18 protein-coding genes are annotated in these 13429 nt (G+C 64.0%); 4 read left to right on the top strand and 14 right to left on the bottom strand.

Features of this window, described 5'->3' with window-relative positions; all coding sequences use genetic code 11:
* The first annotated feature begins 45 nt into the window (after positions 1 to 45).
* Positions 46 to 1569 carry a catalase gene (locus tag H6P80_RS06830; protein WP_185800549.1) on the top strand — a complete coding sequence of 508 codons (1524 nt, stop codon included), beginning with the start codon at positions 46 to 48 and terminating at the stop codon, positions 1567 to 1569.
* 63 nt (positions 1570 to 1632) lie between these two features.
* On the opposite strand, the gene H6P80_RS06825 is transcribed toward H6P80_RS06830, so the two are convergent.
* The 4 genes from H6P80_RS06825 to H6P80_RS06805 form a co-directional block, all read right to left on the bottom strand.
* Complete coding sequence (locus H6P80_RS06825) at positions 1633 to 1956, bottom strand: DUF423 domain-containing protein (RefSeq protein ID WP_185801005.1); 324 nt, start codon at positions 1954 to 1956, stop codon at positions 1633 to 1635.
* Positions 1957 to 1978: 22 nt separating this feature from the next.
* A complete protein-coding gene (gene glmS / locus H6P80_RS06820; RefSeq protein ID WP_185800548.1) occupies positions 1979 to 3814 on the bottom strand; it encodes a glutamine--fructose-6-phosphate transaminase (isomerizing) in 1836 nt (611 codons plus the stop codon).
* A gap of 200 nt (positions 3815 to 4014) precedes the next feature.
* Positions 4015 to 4395, bottom strand: a complete 381-nt coding sequence (locus H6P80_RS06810; protein ID WP_185800546.1) for a VOC family protein — start codon at positions 4393 to 4395, stop codon at positions 4015 to 4017.
* Positions 4392 to 4793: a VOC family protein gene (locus tag H6P80_RS06805; RefSeq protein ID WP_185800545.1), complete on the bottom strand. Its 402-nt coding sequence runs from the start codon at positions 4791 to 4793 to the stop codon at positions 4392 to 4394. The genes H6P80_RS06810 and H6P80_RS06805 overlap by 4 nt, the downstream gene beginning before the upstream one ends.
* Before the next feature lie 137 nt (positions 4794 to 4930).
* Between H6P80_RS06805 and soxR the strand changes: the two genes are divergently transcribed.
* Positions 4931 to 5374 carry a redox-sensitive transcriptional activator SoxR gene (soxR, locus tag H6P80_RS06800; protein WP_185800544.1) on the top strand — a complete coding sequence of 148 codons (444 nt, stop codon included), beginning with the start codon at positions 4931 to 4933 and terminating at the stop codon, positions 5372 to 5374.
* 9 nt (positions 5375 to 5383) lie between these two features.
* Here the strand turns inward: soxR and H6P80_RS06795 are convergent, their stop codons facing one another.
* Complete coding sequence (locus tag H6P80_RS06795) at positions 5384 to 5599, bottom strand: helix-turn-helix domain-containing protein (protein WP_185800543.1); 216 nt, start codon at positions 5597 to 5599, stop codon at positions 5384 to 5386.
* Positions 5600 to 5602: 3 nt separating this feature from the next.
* Entirely contained in the window at positions 5603 to 6142 is a 540-nt protein-coding gene (locus tag H6P80_RS06790) for a DUF2975 domain-containing protein (RefSeq protein ID WP_185800542.1), read from the bottom strand.
* Between the two features lie 121 nt (positions 6143 to 6263).
* Between H6P80_RS06790 and H6P80_RS06785 the strand changes: the two genes are divergently transcribed.
* Positions 6264 to 7001: a CPBP family intramembrane glutamic endopeptidase gene (locus tag H6P80_RS06785; protein ID WP_185800541.1), complete on the top strand. Its 738-nt coding sequence runs from the start codon at positions 6264 to 6266 to the stop codon at positions 6999 to 7001.
* 11 nt (positions 7002 to 7012) lie between these two features.
* Here the strand turns inward: H6P80_RS06785 and glmU are convergent, their stop codons facing one another.
* The 3 genes from glmU to H6P80_RS06770 form a co-directional block, all read right to left on the bottom strand.
* The gene (gene glmU / locus H6P80_RS06780) at positions 7013 to 8389 is read right to left on the bottom strand and encodes a bifunctional UDP-N-acetylglucosamine diphosphorylase/glucosamine-1-phosphate N-acetyltransferase GlmU (protein ID WP_185800540.1); all 1377 of its coding nucleotides are present in this window, start codon (positions 8387 to 8389) and stop codon (positions 7013 to 7015) included.
* 70 nt (positions 8390 to 8459) lie between these two features.
* A complete protein-coding gene (locus H6P80_RS06775) occupies positions 8460 to 9134 on the bottom strand; it encodes a polyamine aminopropyltransferase (protein WP_185800539.1) in 675 nt (224 codons plus the stop codon).
* Between the two features lie 4 nt (positions 9135 to 9138).
* On the bottom strand, positions 9139 to 9465 hold the full coding sequence (locus H6P80_RS06770; RefSeq protein ID WP_185800538.1) for a DUF6481 family protein: 327 nt from the start codon (positions 9463 to 9465) through the stop codon (positions 9139 to 9141).
* 118 nt (positions 9466 to 9583) lie between these two features.
* On the opposite strand from H6P80_RS06770, the gene H6P80_RS06765 reads away from it, so the two are divergent.
* Entirely contained in the window at positions 9584 to 10270 is a 687-nt protein-coding gene (locus tag H6P80_RS06765; RefSeq protein ID WP_185800537.1) for an HAD-IA family hydrolase, read from the top strand.
* Positions 10271 to 10273: 3 nt separating this feature from the next.
* On the opposite strand, the gene H6P80_RS06760 is transcribed toward H6P80_RS06765, so the two are convergent.
* The 5 genes from H6P80_RS06760 to H6P80_RS06740 are packed head-to-tail and all read right to left on the bottom strand — an operon-like array spanning position 10274 to position 13277.
* The gene (locus H6P80_RS06760; RefSeq protein ID WP_185800536.1) at positions 10274 to 10720 is read right to left on the bottom strand and encodes a DUF4019 domain-containing protein; all 447 of its coding nucleotides are present in this window, start codon (positions 10718 to 10720) and stop codon (positions 10274 to 10276) included.
* 50 nt (positions 10721 to 10770) lie between these two features.
* Complete coding sequence (locus H6P80_RS06755) at positions 10771 to 11787, bottom strand: nucleotidyltransferase domain-containing protein (protein WP_185800535.1); 1017 nt, start codon at positions 11785 to 11787, stop codon at positions 10771 to 10773.
* Positions 11784 to 12644: an HprK-related kinase A gene (locus H6P80_RS06750; protein ID WP_185800534.1), complete on the bottom strand. Its 861-nt coding sequence runs from the start codon at positions 12642 to 12644 to the stop codon at positions 11784 to 11786. The genes H6P80_RS06755 and H6P80_RS06750 overlap by 4 nt, the downstream gene beginning before the upstream one ends.
* Positions 12641 to 12922, bottom strand: coding sequence for an HPr-rel-A system PqqD family peptide chaperone (locus H6P80_RS06745; RefSeq protein ID WP_185800533.1), 282 nt, complete (start codon positions 12920 to 12922; stop codon positions 12641 to 12643). The genes H6P80_RS06750 and H6P80_RS06745 overlap by 4 nt, the downstream gene beginning before the upstream one ends.
* 10 nt (positions 12923 to 12932) lie before the next feature.
* Positions 12933 to 13277, bottom strand: coding sequence for a hypothetical protein (locus H6P80_RS06740; protein ID WP_185801004.1), 345 nt, complete (start codon positions 13275 to 13277; stop codon positions 12933 to 12935).
* Positions 13278 to 13429 lie beyond the last annotated feature (152 nt).

The raw sequence follows: 13429 nt of genomic DNA, 5'->3' as shown, positions 1-13429 counted from the left end.
GTTCGATGATCGGGCGATTGGGGGGATTCGAGAGGAAACGAGACCATGACCGACAAGAAAGCCCCGCCCACCACGACAGACGCCGGCATCCCGGTAGCCAGCGACGAACATTCGCTCACCGTCGGGCGCGACGGCCCGATCGTCCTCCACGATCATTACCTGATCGAGCAGATGGCGAACTTCAATCGCGAGCGCATTCCCGAGCGCCAGCCCCATGCGAAGGGCAGCGGCGCGTTCGGCCATTTTGAAACCACCGCCGACGTATCAAAATACACCAAGGCCAAACTGTTTCAGCCCGGCGTGAAAACAGACGTGGCCATGCGCTTCTCGACCGTAGCCGGTGAACGCGGAAGCCCCGACACATGGCGCGATCCGCGCGGATTTTCGGTAAAATTCTATACCGAGGAAGGCAATTTCGACATGGTCGGCAACAACACGCCGATCTTCTTCGTGCGCGATCCGATCAAGTTCCAAAATTTCATCCGCAGCCAGAAGCGTCGCGCCGACAACGGCTTGCGCGATCACGATATGCAGTGGGATTTCTGGACGCTGTCACCCGAAAGCGCACATCAGGTCACCTATCTGATGGGCGACCGGGGTATTCCCAAAACATGGCGCGAGATGAACGGCTATTCGAGCCATACCTATATGCTGGTCAACGCCGAGGGCGAGAAGTTCTGGGTCAAATTCCATTTCCACACCGATCAGGGCGACGGCAATGCCCATTATACGCAGGAGGAAGCCGACAGGATGGCCGGCCAAGACGGCGACGTGCACCGCCGCGACCTGTTCGACAATATCGCCTCGGGCAACGCGCCCAGCTGGACGCTCAAATGGCAAATCATGCCTTTCGAGGATGCGAAGACCTATCGTATCAATCCGTTCGACCTGACCAAGGTCTGGCCGCATGCGGACTATCCGTTGATCGAGGTCGGCAAGCTCGTGCTCGACAAAAATCCCGTCGATTTTCACACGCAGATCGAACAGCTCGCGTTCGAGCCGAACAATATGGTGCCGGGGGTTGGCCTGAGCCCCGACAAGATGCTGCTCGCGCGCGGATTCAGCTATGCCGATGCGCACCGCGCGCGACTGGGCGTCAATTACAAGGAAATCCCGGTCAACAAGCCGCAATGCCCCGTGTTCAGCTACACCAAGGACGGCGCGGGCCGCACCGAAAATGTGACCGATCCCGTCTATGCGCCCAACAGTTATGGCGGGCCGTCTGCGCAACCCCCACAGGGTGATGAAGCGGGCTTGTGGTACGCCGATGGCGATATGATGCGGGAAGCCTACACGTTGCGCGAGGATGACGACGACTGGAGCCAGGCAGGAGCGCTGGTACGCGAGGTGATGGACGATGCCGAACGCGATCGGTTTGTCGACAATGTCGCCGGGCACCTCGCCGACGGGGTCAGCGAGAAAGTCCTTGTCCGCGCGTTCGAATATTGGCGCAATGTCGACGAGGAAATCGGCAATCGCATCGAAAAAGCCGTCCGCGACATGATCGGCGGTACATCGACCGCACCGGGCATGGCATCGGCCGAATCCATCGCCCGATCAGCTGGCTAAACGCGTCGACATTCATGAATTGAACGGCTCGCCGGTTATCCGGCGGGCCGTTTTCCCTAGCGGTTACGATCCGCGAACGGCCCGCCAGGCGAGCCATAGCCAGCCGCCGATCAGCAGCGTTCCGCCGATCGGCGTCACCGCGCCCAGCCAGCGCGGCAGGCCCAGCGCCATGAGATAGAGCGTGCCGGCGAAGATCGCGGCGCCGATGACGAACATCCAGGCCGCTCCCCGCGCCTGCAGCTGCACCGCCACAAGCGCGGCGACCGCATGCACCAGCTGGTATTGCCCGCCGGTTTTCAGCCATTCCTCGGCCTCGCCGGTCGCGCCATGCGCGCCGAACGCGCCCGCGGCCACGGCAATGGCTCCCGACAGCGCAGCAAAGATCATAAGCCAGTTCACGAGATTGTGCTCACTCCACCGTCACGCTCTTCGCCAGATTACGCGGCTGGTCGACATCCGTGCCCTTGGCCACTGCGACATGATAGGCGAGCAGCTGGACGGGAATCGCGTAAACCAGCGGCGCGATCAGGGGATGCACCTTGGGCATCTCGATCGTCGCGATCGTCCCCTCGCCCGCCTTGGCGATGCCGTCTGCGTCGGAGATCAGCACGACCTGGGCGCCGCGCGCTTGGGCTTCCTGCATGTTGGAAACGGTCTTGTCGAACAACGGGCCGGAGGGCGCGATGACGATCAGCGGAACATGATCGTCGATCAGCGCGATCGGCCCGTGCTTCATCTCGCCACTCGCATAGCCTTCGGCGTGGATATAGCTGATTTCCTTGAGTTTCAGCGCGCCTTCCAGCGCCATCGGATAATCGGGGCCGCGGCCGAGATACAGCACGTCGCGCGCCTCGGCGATCTTGTGTGCCATCGCCTCGATATCCTCGTCATGGCCGAGCGCGAAATTCATCGCTTCGGGCGCTTCGGAGAGATGGTGGACGATATCCTTCTCCTCGGCAGCCGAAAGCACCCCCTTGGCGCGCGCGATCCGTGTGGCGAAGGCCGCCATCACGGCCAACTGGCAGGTAAAGGCTTTCGTCGAGGCGACGCCGATCTCCGGCCCGGCATGGGTCGGCAGCAAGAGGTCCACCTCGCGCGCCATCGAGCTGGTCGGCACGTTGATGATGCCGGCCGTCTTCAGACCCGCCGCCTTGCAATGTTTGAGCGCGGCGAGCGTGTCGGCGGTTTCGCCCGATTGCGAAATGAAGATCGCGAGCTGGTTCTTGCCGAGCACCGGATCGCGATAGCGGAATTCGCTCGCGACATCGGTTTCCACCGGCACGCGCGCGAACTTCTCGATCCAGTATTTGCCGATCATCGCGACATAGCTGCTCGTCCCGCAGGCGACGATCGAGACGCGGTCAAAACCGGCCAGATCGAACTCCATGTCGGGCATCGACACGCAATCGTCGATCCGGCGCAGATAGCTTTTCAGCGTCTGCGCGACGACGATCGGTTGCTCGAAAATCTCCTTCTGCATGAAGTGGCGATGGTTGCCCTTCTCCATCATCGCCGCAGAAGCGCCGCTTTCGCTCACCGGCCGCACGACCGGCTTGTCGTCGGCATCGTAGATCGTCGTCGTATCGCGGGAGATGACGACCATATCGCCTTCTTCGAGATAGCTGATCTTCTGGGTGAAGGGCGCGAGGCCGATCGCATCCGATCCGAGATAATTCTCACCCTCATTTTCGCCGTCGCCATGGCCGACGACGAGCGGCGAACCGAGCCGCGCGCCGATCAGCAGGTCGGGATGGCTTTTGAACATGATCGCCAGTGCAAAGGCCCCGTGCAGCCGGTCCAACGTCTTGCGCACCGCATCGCGCGGTTCGACGCCTCGCTCGACCTGTTCGGAAATCAGATGGGCAACAACTTCGGTATCGGTCTCGCTTTCGAACGTCCGGCCGCGCGCGAGCAGTTCGTCGCGCAATTCCTTGAAATTCTCGATGATGCCATTGTGGACCAGCGCCACTTCTTCGGTCGCATGGGGGTGGGCATTGTCGGTGGTCGGCGCGCCGTGCGTCGCCCAGCGGGTATGGGCGATGCCGGCGACGCCATCGACCGGATCGGTGGCGAGCACCTTCACCAGATTGTCGAGCTTGCCCTCGGCCCGCCGCCGCTCGATGCCGCGATCAGTAAGCACGGCAATGCCCGCGCTGTCATAGCCGCGATATTCGAGCCGCCTGAGGCCGTCGATCAGACGGTCCGCCACGCTGCCCTTGCCGAGAATGCCGATAATTCCACACATAAAGCGCTGTTTAGACGGAACCCCGTTAGCTTCAAGTGAACAACAGGCGGTGGCGGCTGGAATCGGGCAGGGACTTCTCCTTCTTCTTGCGCGTCTTCCGCCTGGGAGCGCGCGCAGAAGGCCGCAGCGCGGACGCCGCTTCGACATCGCAGGTGCGCGTCACCATATAGGGCCCAAGGGCGGCGAGCAGGCAATTGATCCTATGCATAGCTCACCACCTCGAACTCGATGCCGTTCCAGTCGAGGAAATAGAAACGGCGGCCCGGATCGTAGTCGCCATGGCTGAAGGGTTCGAAGCCCGCCGCAATCACCTTCGCCTCCACCGCATCGAGATCGTCGACGACGACGCCGATATGGTTGAGCGGCTCGCTCTTGCGAAAGGCCGGGTCCGCTTCGGCAATATCGGGATTGGTGTAGATCGCGAGATAATCGAATTCATTGCCGACATGGATGGTGTGGCCGCCCAGCATCGCCTCGCCTTCCCAGCGGATCTCCCAGCCGAAAAGATCGCGCATGAGATCGGCCGAACGCCGGGGATCGGTGACGGAGATGTTGACGTGTTCGAGTTTTCCTGTGGTCATTGGTCCTGTTCCTTTGCTGCGTGAAGGGTGTCGATCCGCCAGGGCGGGAAGCGGCGGTTCTCGCCGCCACGGAAGAGGCAAAGCGGATTGCCGGCGGGATCGCGAAGCCGTGCCTCGCGCCAGCCCCAGTTTTCGTCGCGCGGCCCGCTGTCGAAGGCGATGCCGCGCGCTTTCAGCGCCGCGACCGCCTCGTCGAGCGCCTCGATCTCGAAATAGATCATCGTGCTCGCGCCCTCGATCCGGTCGACAAGATGGATGGAGAAGGTTTCGCCGGTCGGCGTTTCGAACCGCGCGTAGCGCGGCGGGGCATCGACGATCCGGGTCAGGCCGAGCGCCGTGTAGAAGGCGACCGAGGCCGGATAGTCGACACAGCCGAGCGTGACCTGGTTGAGTTGCATGCGCCTGCTCCTTCCGGGTTGCGGCAGGCGATGCTTCGGCTGTTGAACCGAAGCGTCCCTGCTTCGGTTGCCATTGCTACAACCTCAAGTTAAGTTGAGATCAAGCTTTATTTCAAACGGAAAAAGCGATCACGGTTATGGCGAAATCCACACTCATCCCGATCGGCGATCTGGCGGCCCGGACCGGACTCGCCGTTTCGGCGATCCGTTTTTACGAGGAAAAGGGGCTCGTTCATCCAATCCGCACATCGGGCGGGCAACGGCGTTTCCTGCGGTCGGATATCCGCCGCCTCTCCTTCGTGCTGATCGCCCAGCAGCTCGGGCTTTCTATCGGCGAGATCGCCGAACAGCTCGAAAAACTGCCCGAGGGCCGCACGCCCACGGCCCGGGACTGGACGAAGATCAGCAACGCGATCCGCAGCACGATCGACGCCCGCATCGCCGAACTTGAGCGGACTCGCGACCGGCTGGACGGCTGTATCGGTTGCGGCTGCCTGTCCTTGAAGAAATGCGCGCTCTACAATCCCGAGGACCGGGTCGGCGCGAAAGGGCCCGGTCCGCGGCTGCTGATCGAGGCGTGAAGAAGCGCGCTATTCGTCGGCGCCGGGTTCCCAAGCGAGCAGATCGCCGGGCTCGCACTCCAGCGCCGCGCAGATCCGGTCGAGCGTTTCAAGCTTCACGCCCTTCACATGGCCGGATTTCAGCTTGGAAAGATTGGCCTCGGTAATACCGATCGCCGCCGCAAGCTCCTTGGACTTCATCTTGCGACGTGCCAGCATGATATCGAGTGTGATGACTATCGCCATGGCTCAGACATATTCCTCGGTCTCGCGCTTATAATCATAGCCCTCCTCGATAATGTGGGAGGCGACGAACATGATCGCGGCCATGAACAGCACCGCCGCATGCGTCGTGGAAAAGCCGAGATGCGTCCAGAGTGGGGCATCGTCGAATTCCCCTGCCGCCCAGCGCATGACGCCGCTTAGCGCAAAGCCCGACAGCACCGCGAGCGCGGCATAAAGCGAAAAGGCGCGCAGATGGCGAACGGTAGCCGTGCCCAGCGCCCGGCCGCTCGCGCACAGGGCGAACATCACGAACAGACGGACTTGCGCGCAGAGCCAGAGCAGCAGCGGCACGAGGGCCGCTACCAGCCCATAGACCTGCCGCTCGGGCACCGGCGGCGCTTCGGCAAGGACAAGGAAATTCGGCCCAAACAGGCTGCTGTCCACATGATCGACCCCGAAGCCCCAATAGGACACCACGCCGGCAATCGCGACAAGCGCAAACAGCGGGATGAGGCACAGAAAGCCGACGCTCGCGACAATGATCCATCTTTTCAATCTTGACATCGCTCGATTCTTTCCTTCATGCGATAATTATTATCGTATAACGATAATTTATTGCTGCATTTTACTATGGCGTGCCGGCGTCGGAGACGCAATCCGCGCGGGACGAAACCGGGGGAAGACAATGGGCGACATCGACTATGGGATCAGCATCCTGCTGTGGAACGGGGTGTTCCTCGCGTCCGGCGCCGTCGCGGCGATCTTCGCGCGCAAGCGGTTCGACTGGCGCTGGTTGGCCATCGCGCTGGCGCTGCTCAACCTCAACCTCGCGCTGGTCGTCGACATGTTCGGCATCAACGCATTCCTCTTCGATCTTGCCGGCAGTCCGGCGACCAGCTTCAACTGGGCCGGCAAGATCGTCGCCCTCTCCGTCTCGCTGGTCCTGATCGCGACGCCGCTGATCGACCGCGAGGCGGCAGGTATCACCCTGCGCCAGGCCGCAAGCTGGAAGGTCGGCTGGGCGGTGTTCGCACTGCTCTTCGCGATCGATATCGTACTCGCGCTGATGTCGGACACGCCCGCCTTCGATACCGACACGATCGCCTATCAGCTGACCATGCCGAGCCTCGACGAAGAAATCTTCTATCGCGGCGTCCTGCTTTACTGCCTTGTCCAGGCCTTTGGTGAAGGGCCGCGCTTTTTCGCCGCCAATTTCGGCTGGGCGGCGGGCATCGCGACGATCATGTTCGGCGCGATCCATTGCTTTGTCTGGACCGATACCGGCATCTTCTTCTCGCCGGAGATCGCTCTGTTCGCCGGCGGGATCGGCCTTTTGCTGATGTGGCTGCGGCTATCGACCGGCAGCGTGCTCGCGCCGATCCTGATGCACAGTGTGGTAAACACGGCCTGGCGGCTGGTCTGACGGCCCTGAAGCTATTTGCCCGCCTTTTTCTTCGTCATCGCCTCGCGGAAGCGTTTGGCCCAGCCGGGTTTCGCACTCTGATCGCCGCGGGCCAGCGCGAGCGCGTCGGCCTCGACATCGCTTGTCACCACGCTGCCCGCGCCGACAATCGCGCCCTGGCCGATGACGACCGGTGCGACCAGCGCGGAGTTGGAGCCGATGAACGCGCCCGCGCCGATAACCGTCTGATATTTGAAGAAGCCGTCATAATTGCAGGTGATCGTGCCCGCGCCGATATTGGCGTTCGCGCCGACGGTCGCGTCGCCGAGATAGGTCAGGTGGTTGGCCTTGGCGCCCTCGCCCAGCACCGCCTTTTTCATCTCGACGAAATTGCCGACCTTTGAGCCCTTCTCCATTACCGCGCCCGGGCGCAGCCGCGCGAAGGGGCCGATCGTCGCGCCTTCGTGCACGGTCGCCCCTTCGATATGGCTGAAGGCGTGGATCATCACGTCGTTGCCGATCTCCACGCCGGGGCCGAAGCGCACATGGGGCTCGATCGCGACATCGCTGCCAATGATCGTGTCGTGGCTGAACCAGACGGTTGCCGGATCGACCAGCGTAACGCCCTCCGCCATCGCTTCGGCGCGGCGGCGATCCTGCCAGCGGCGTTCGACGGCGGCGAGTTCGGCGCGGCTGTTGATGCCGTCGACCTCCCAGGGTTCGGCCTCGATCACCGCGCTGGCCCGGCCCTCGCCCAGCGCCACCATGACGATATCGGGCAGATAATATTCGCCCTGCGCATTATCGTTGCCGACCTTTTCCAGGAGCGCGAAGAGATCCGCGCCGCGCGTCGCGATCAGGCCCGAATTGCAAAGATCGACCGCGCGTTCCTCTGCGCTCGCATCCTTATGCTCGACCATCTTCGCGATCGTGCCGGCGTCATCGGCGATGATCCGGCCATAGGCGAGCGCATCGGGCGGGCGGAAGCCAAGCACCACCGTCGCGGGCGCGTCACCGGCGTTGAGCCGTTCCAGCATCGCCGCCGCGGTTTCCGCGCGCACCATCGGCACATCGCCGAAACAGACGAGTATATCGCCTTCAAAACCTTGCAATTTTTCTTTCGCCATCAGCGCCGCATGACCGGTGCCGAGCTGCTCGCCTTGCACAGCGACCGTACCGCCATGGCCGCCGACCAGGGGTTCCACCTGCTCGCGCCCGTCGCCCAGCACGACCACCGTTTCGGCAGGCGCCAGCCGTTTCATCTCGTCCATCAGATGGGCGAGCATCGGCTTTCCGGCGATGTCGTGGAGCACCTTGTGGCGCGCCGATTTCATCCGCGTACCCTTGCCCGCGGCAAGGATCACCGCTGCAAAGGCGCGCGGCGTTTCGAGGGCGGTTCCGTCGCTCATCACGCGCGCCGTCCTGCCAGCAAATCCCTGCCATTTCCATAGCAAAGCCGGGATCGCACAGGAGCAGCGCTCAACCGGGCTTCTTCGCGAACCAGATCACATGATGCGCGCCGCGCCTGCCGGCATGGGCCCGCACCCGCACCTCGTCGACCGCGAAGTTCGCGCGGCGCAGCCGCCGGGCAAAACCGGGATCCGAGGCCACCGACCAGACCGCCAATATCCCGCCCGGGTTCAGCGCATCATAGGCGGCGCGCAAGCCGCCAAGGCCGTAAAGCTCGTCATTGGCTTCCCGGGTCAGCCCGTCGGGGCCGTTATCGACATCGAGCAGGATGGCATCGTAGCGCGATAGCGGAAAATGGATGAGGTTGCCGACATCGGCAATTTCGATCGTGACGCGCGGATCGTCGAGACAGGCCCCGAACAGCGAAGCCATCGGCCCGCGCGCCCACTCGACGACTTGCGGGATCAGCTCGGCCACGGTGAGCCGCGCCTCCGGCCCCAGCGCGCCCAGCGCCGCGCGCAATGTGAAACCCATGCCGAGACCGCCGATCAGCAGATGCGGCGCCTCGACGCCGCCCCGCCGCTCGATACTCATCGTCGCCAACGCTTCTTCGGACGCGCTCAGCCGGCTGTTCATCAGCTCGTTGGTGTCGAGCATGATCGAGAATTCGTCGCCGCGCTGGATCAGCCGCAGGGTGCCGCCGTCCGGCAGCGCCAACCTGTCCAGTTCGACGCGCGGCAGCACTGCGCTAGCGCCGCTTTTTCTTGTTCTTCTTGCGCGCCGCATATTTCGCGTCGCGCGCGGCCTTTTTCTCGGCTTCGGTCAGCTCGACCGCCTCGGCGGCCTGCGCCGCGGCGGCGCTGGCTTTTTCCGCCTCGGCCTGTTCTTGCGCGGCCCGCTTCGCCGCCCGCTTTTCCGCTTCCGCCTCTTCGCGGGCGATCCGCGCCGCGCGGCGTTCGGCCAATACCGCTTCGTCGACCTTGGGCTTCGCCTTCAATTGTTCGAGCGCCTTCTGCTTCGCTCGATTGGCGAGCGCGGTGCGCTCCTGGAAACTGGGGTCTTTGAAGGAAGCCATGACTGTAAAAATTCTCCAAGATGACGAGGGGCGGCCCTGACCGCGCCGATTGCATGCGCGCCCTAGCCGCTGCCGCGGCATATGGCCATCCGCATGCAAAACGGGCATGGGCGCGACCATGACAGCTTCATCCAACACCCCCTTCCCTTTCGATCTGGTCGGCTTCGATCTCGATGGCACCCTGCTCGACACCAGCGACGAGCTGACCGAGGCGGTGAACTACACGCTCGGGCGGCTCGGGCGGCCCGCCTTTTCGCGCGACGAGGTGAAGCCGATGATCGGCCTCGGCGCGAAGCATATGCTGAAAGTGGGGCTGGAGGCGTCGGGAGAAACGTCCGACGAACTGCTCTACGAATGGCTACCGGTGCTGCTGGAATTTTACGGCGACAATCTGGGCAGCGGATCGCATCCCTATCCGGGGCTGCTGCCGGCGATGGACCGGCTCGACGCGATGGGCGTGAAGATGGCGGTCGTCACCAACAAATATGAACGCTTCGCGGTGAAGCTGCTCGAAGCGGTCGGCCTCGCTCCGCGCTTCGGCTGCATCATCGGCGGCGACACGATGGGCAAGGGCTTTTCGAAACCGCACCGCGCGCCGATCGACGAGATGATGAAGCGCTGCGCAGCGGAGCGCGGCGCGTTTATCGGCGATTCGATCTATGACATCGGGGCCGGGAAAAATGCCGGGATACCGACCGTCGCCGTCAGCTTCGGGTTCCTCCACCAGCCGGTCGAGGAACTGGGCGCCGATGCGATCATCGACCATTATGACGAGCTGATCCCGGCGCTGACGCGGCTGGGCTAGTCGCTATTTGCCCGCCGCTTCGGGCGGCGGTGTCGAACCGGGCTCTTCGCCGGTAAATTCGGTCGTATTGAAATGATAGCCGGCAAGCCGAGGCACATCGCCTTCGAACCGGAAGATGAAGCGTTCGTCGGCTGTCCCGTTCTGGAACCGGGTTTCCTGGTTCAGCTCGACCTGGCGGCCGCTGGTGGCGGACTGGCTGTTCCAGCCGCCTTCCTCGGTGCTTTCGACCGTGCCCATCCGCTCGCGAAAGGCGCCCAGCTGGGCGATGAAATCGGCCTCGCTGACGCTGTCCTGAAGGGCCGAGTCCGCCTCGCGATAGATGGCGGCGAATTCGCGATCGTCGAACTGGTCGTGGAAGATGGTGACCGCCTCGCGGCCCGCATCGGCATCGGCGGCGAGCGAACAGGCGGCGAGCAGCAACAGGGCAAAACCGGCAATCAGATGTCGCATAAGCGTTTCCTCTCGAAATTTCGCGACTCCGCCTTTCCCTATAACCGCCTTCAGGCTTTTCGCCACTTGGTGAAGAGATGCCGCGCGAGCATCAGCGGCGGCATGCGCAGCCAGTGCGAGCGGAGATAGAAGGCGAAGCGCAACGGCTTTCGCGTTTCGCAGCCCCAGCCGTCGCGCGCGAAAAGCCGGCGGAGATAAAGCCCGTCCCCTGCCCTTGCCCGTCCGGCGACATCGCCGTCGACGGGCGTGCCGTAGAGCGTTTCGGCCAGCCGCAGCGCGCGGCCCACGGGCTTGGCCAGTTCGTGACGCTCGGCGCGTTCGCCCAGCGTTTCCCAGAAGCCCGGCTGGGTGAAAAAATCGCGGCACAGCCGATCGATATCCCACAGGTTGCGGAGCCCCCCCGCGAGGTCGCCATCGGCAAACAGATGCGCGGCGGCGTGGCAGATCATGTCGGGCGGCGAGAGGAAATGCAGGCCGTTCGCCATCGGTACGCTGTCGGCCACCAGCGCCTGCGCGTCCGGCGTCGGCTTCGCGGTCCGCGGCAATATCGTATGGTGGACGTCGATCATCCGGTCGCGCTCCTTGTGGATCAGCGGCGGCAGCTCGTGCATATGATCGCGATAATAGGCGTCGTCATACTCGTCTTCCTTCACCCATTCCCAGCCGCCGCGCTCGATCAGCGCGCGCTCCACGGCGTCCAGCGCATCGCGCGGCACGAGAATGTCGAGATCGCCGATCGAGCGACCGATCCCCGCGGAAAGCCCCGCCGCGACATAGGCCGTGCCCTTGAGGAGGATGACCGGCACGTCGAGATCGCCGAGCGCGCGCCGCGCCATCTCCGCTTCCCACAGCGCCTGCCGCCTCTGGTGCTCTGCCGAACGGCGGGCATCGGCCATCAGCCGCACGGCGGCGGCGGGCAGCTCGAGACCTTGCACCTGATAGGCCAGGCTGCCGGCAAGCTGTTCGGCCCGCGCGATGGAGACAAGCGCGGTCCAGCCGTCGCTGTCCAGGCTTTTGACCGAAGCCGGATCGCGCAGCGCGCGAACGAGGGCGCTCGCATCGTTCACAGCGAGCTTTCCGTCCAGAGCTGCTCGACAAGGCGCAGCGCGGTTTCGGTGTCGGGATAGTCGATGGCGCGCGTCGGCACCGTTTTCACGAGCGAAGACAGCGCATCGAAACCCGCTTCGCCCAGCGCGACATAGTTGGTCGAGGCCTGGGTCAGCCGCACGAAAACCTCGCCCGCGCCCATCGGCCGCACCGCCGCCTCATGGCCGAAGCGCGGAAAGAGCAGCAGCGCGGGCTTTACCGGCTCGGCCATATGCGCGACGGCTTCGTCATTGGGGCGCATGTGGCGAATCGTGCCCTTGGGCGTGTCGGAAAGCTTGGGACCGAATCGCCGGGCATCCACCTGACCCTCGAACAGCGCGATCGCTTCGTTCTTCAGGCTGACGAGCCGGGGAAAGGCATGGAGCAGCCCGGTCTCGCAATCGACCAGCGCAAACTCGTCGCCCATCAGCCGCCAGCCGCGCTCGCCGAGCAATGCCGAAAGCGTGGACTTGCCCGCGCCCGAAGCGCCGGTCATCAGCACCGCCTTGCCGCCCTTTTCCGCCGCCGAGGCGTGAAGCAGCAAATAGCGGCGCTGGCCGAGCGCCATCTGCAGGTTCATCCCCATTTCGGCGGCGAGCAGGCCATGGGCAAGCGCCATCGGCGCGGCATCGGGCAGCATATAATCGCCGCCGATCATCACCGAGGGCCGGATGAAACGCCGCCAGGGCCGCTGGGCGAACAGCCGCACGGTAAAATCGGGCAGCGCGGTCTCGGGATAGCCGTCATACAGCGCCGCGAGACGATCCAGCGGTTCGCGCCAGTCCGATCCGATGCGGAAGCCCACCGGGCCGACGGTCAGGCGGAATTCATGCCTCATGGCCGCCACACCAGCCCGGCGGTTTCGAGCTCGGCCAGCCGCGCGGAGAGCGCTGCCTCCAGCTCTTCGTCTTCGCCAAAATCGAAATCGCGCTTCAGCCGATCGAGCAAAGTGGCCGCATCGGCATCGCCCTCGGCCAGCGCGGCAAGGATTTCCGGTGCGGGCGGCGCGACGATATGGGTGAGGCCCGAAGCGCGGTGGAAGATCAGGGTGACGCTATCGAGTTGGACGATGCGCCGCGCCTTTTCGGGATCGGCGCGATAGACGGGCGCTGGCATGGCGGCGGCCTCAGCCGCGCGACATCTGGATCGATGCGTAACAGGTAAAGCCGCTCATCCCGGTCTGCAGGCGGCGGATATAATTGGTATAGGCCTGGCTCTGCTCATAACCATAGCCGCGGATCGACCCGCCGGACTGGAGCGCATCGCGCACTTCCTCGCCGACCAGATTGCGGCCGGGCGGGGGGAAGGCGCCGGGCGTGCCGGGCGGAACGACCGAACCGTCGGGCGCGATGAAATTGCCGGACATGCCCGGATCGGGGATCGGGATTTCGCAGGACATGATCGAACCCGTCGTCTGGGCAAGCGCCGGACGCACGGTGACGACGGTCGAGGCCGCGGCGGCGCCGAGCATCAGCACGCGGCGGCCGCGATCCACGGAACCACCGGCTTTCTTGCCGGAACCCCCGGCTTTGCCCTGATCCTGCTCTTCGGCCATGCCGCTCTTGTTCCAAATCCTTTCGCGCTCGCCCGCCGCATACAATGGGTATGGGCCACTGGCGAGTG

This window comes from Parasphingopyxis marina, from assembly GCF_014237875.1.
Lineage (GTDB): Bacteria > Pseudomonadota > Alphaproteobacteria > Sphingomonadales > Sphingomonadaceae > Parasphingopyxis > Parasphingopyxis marina.
Note: the sequence above shows the minus strand (reverse complement) of the source record. Positions and strands in the feature narration are given on the sequence as shown.

Bases quoted from the DNA above. Each gene is read 5' to 3' on its own strand.
- H6P80_RS06830 (WP_185800549.1), top strand. From the start codon at position 46: ATGACCGACAAGAAAGCCCCGCCCACCACGACAGACGCCGGCATCCCG.
- H6P80_RS06825 (WP_185801005.1), bottom strand. From the start codon at position 1,956: ATGATCTTTGCTGCGCTGTCGGGAGCCATTGCCGTGGCCGCGGGCGCG.
- glmS (WP_185800548.1), bottom strand. From the start codon at position 3,814: ATGTGTGGAATTATCGGCATTCTCGGCAAGGGCAGCGTGGCGGACCGT.
- H6P80_RS06810 (WP_185800546.1), bottom strand. From the start codon at position 4,395: ATGACCACAGGAAAACTCGAACACGTCAACATCTCCGTCACCGATCCC.
- H6P80_RS06805 (WP_185800545.1), bottom strand. From the start codon at position 4,793: ATGCAACTCAACCAGGTCACGCTCGGCTGTGTCGACTATCCGGCCTCG.
- soxR (WP_185800544.1), top strand. From the start codon at position 4,931: ATGGCGAAATCCACACTCATCCCGATCGGCGATCTGGCGGCCCGGACC.
- H6P80_RS06795 (WP_185800543.1), bottom strand. From the start codon at position 5,599: ATGGCGATAGTCATCACACTCGATATCATGCTGGCACGTCGCAAGATG.
- H6P80_RS06790 (WP_185800542.1), bottom strand. From the start codon at position 6,142: ATGTCAAGATTGAAAAGATGGATCATTGTCGCGAGCGTCGGCTTTCTG.
- H6P80_RS06785 (WP_185800541.1), top strand. From the start codon at position 6,264: ATGGGCGACATCGACTATGGGATCAGCATCCTGCTGTGGAACGGGGTG.
- glmU (WP_185800540.1), bottom strand. From the start codon at position 8,389: ATGAGCGACGGAACCGCCCTCGAAACGCCGCGCGCCTTTGCAGCGGTG.
- H6P80_RS06770 (WP_185800538.1), bottom strand. From the start codon at position 9,465: ATGGCTTCCTTCAAAGACCCCAGTTTCCAGGAGCGCACCGCGCTCGCC.
- H6P80_RS06765 (WP_185800537.1), top strand. From the start codon at position 9,584: ATGACAGCTTCATCCAACACCCCCTTCCCTTTCGATCTGGTCGGCTTC.
- H6P80_RS06760 (WP_185800536.1), bottom strand. From the start codon at position 10,720: ATGCGACATCTGATTGCCGGTTTTGCCCTGTTGCTGCTCGCCGCCTGT.
- H6P80_RS06750 (WP_185800534.1), bottom strand. From the start codon at position 12,644: ATGAGGCATGAATTCCGCCTGACCGTCGGCCCGGTGGGCTTCCGCATC.
- H6P80_RS06745 (WP_185800533.1), bottom strand. From the start codon at position 12,922: ATGCCAGCGCCCGTCTATCGCGCCGATCCCGAAAAGGCGCGGCGCATC.
- H6P80_RS06740 (WP_185801004.1), bottom strand. From the start codon at position 13,277: ATGCTCGGCGCCGCCGCGGCCTCGACCGTCGTCACCGTGCGTCCGGCG.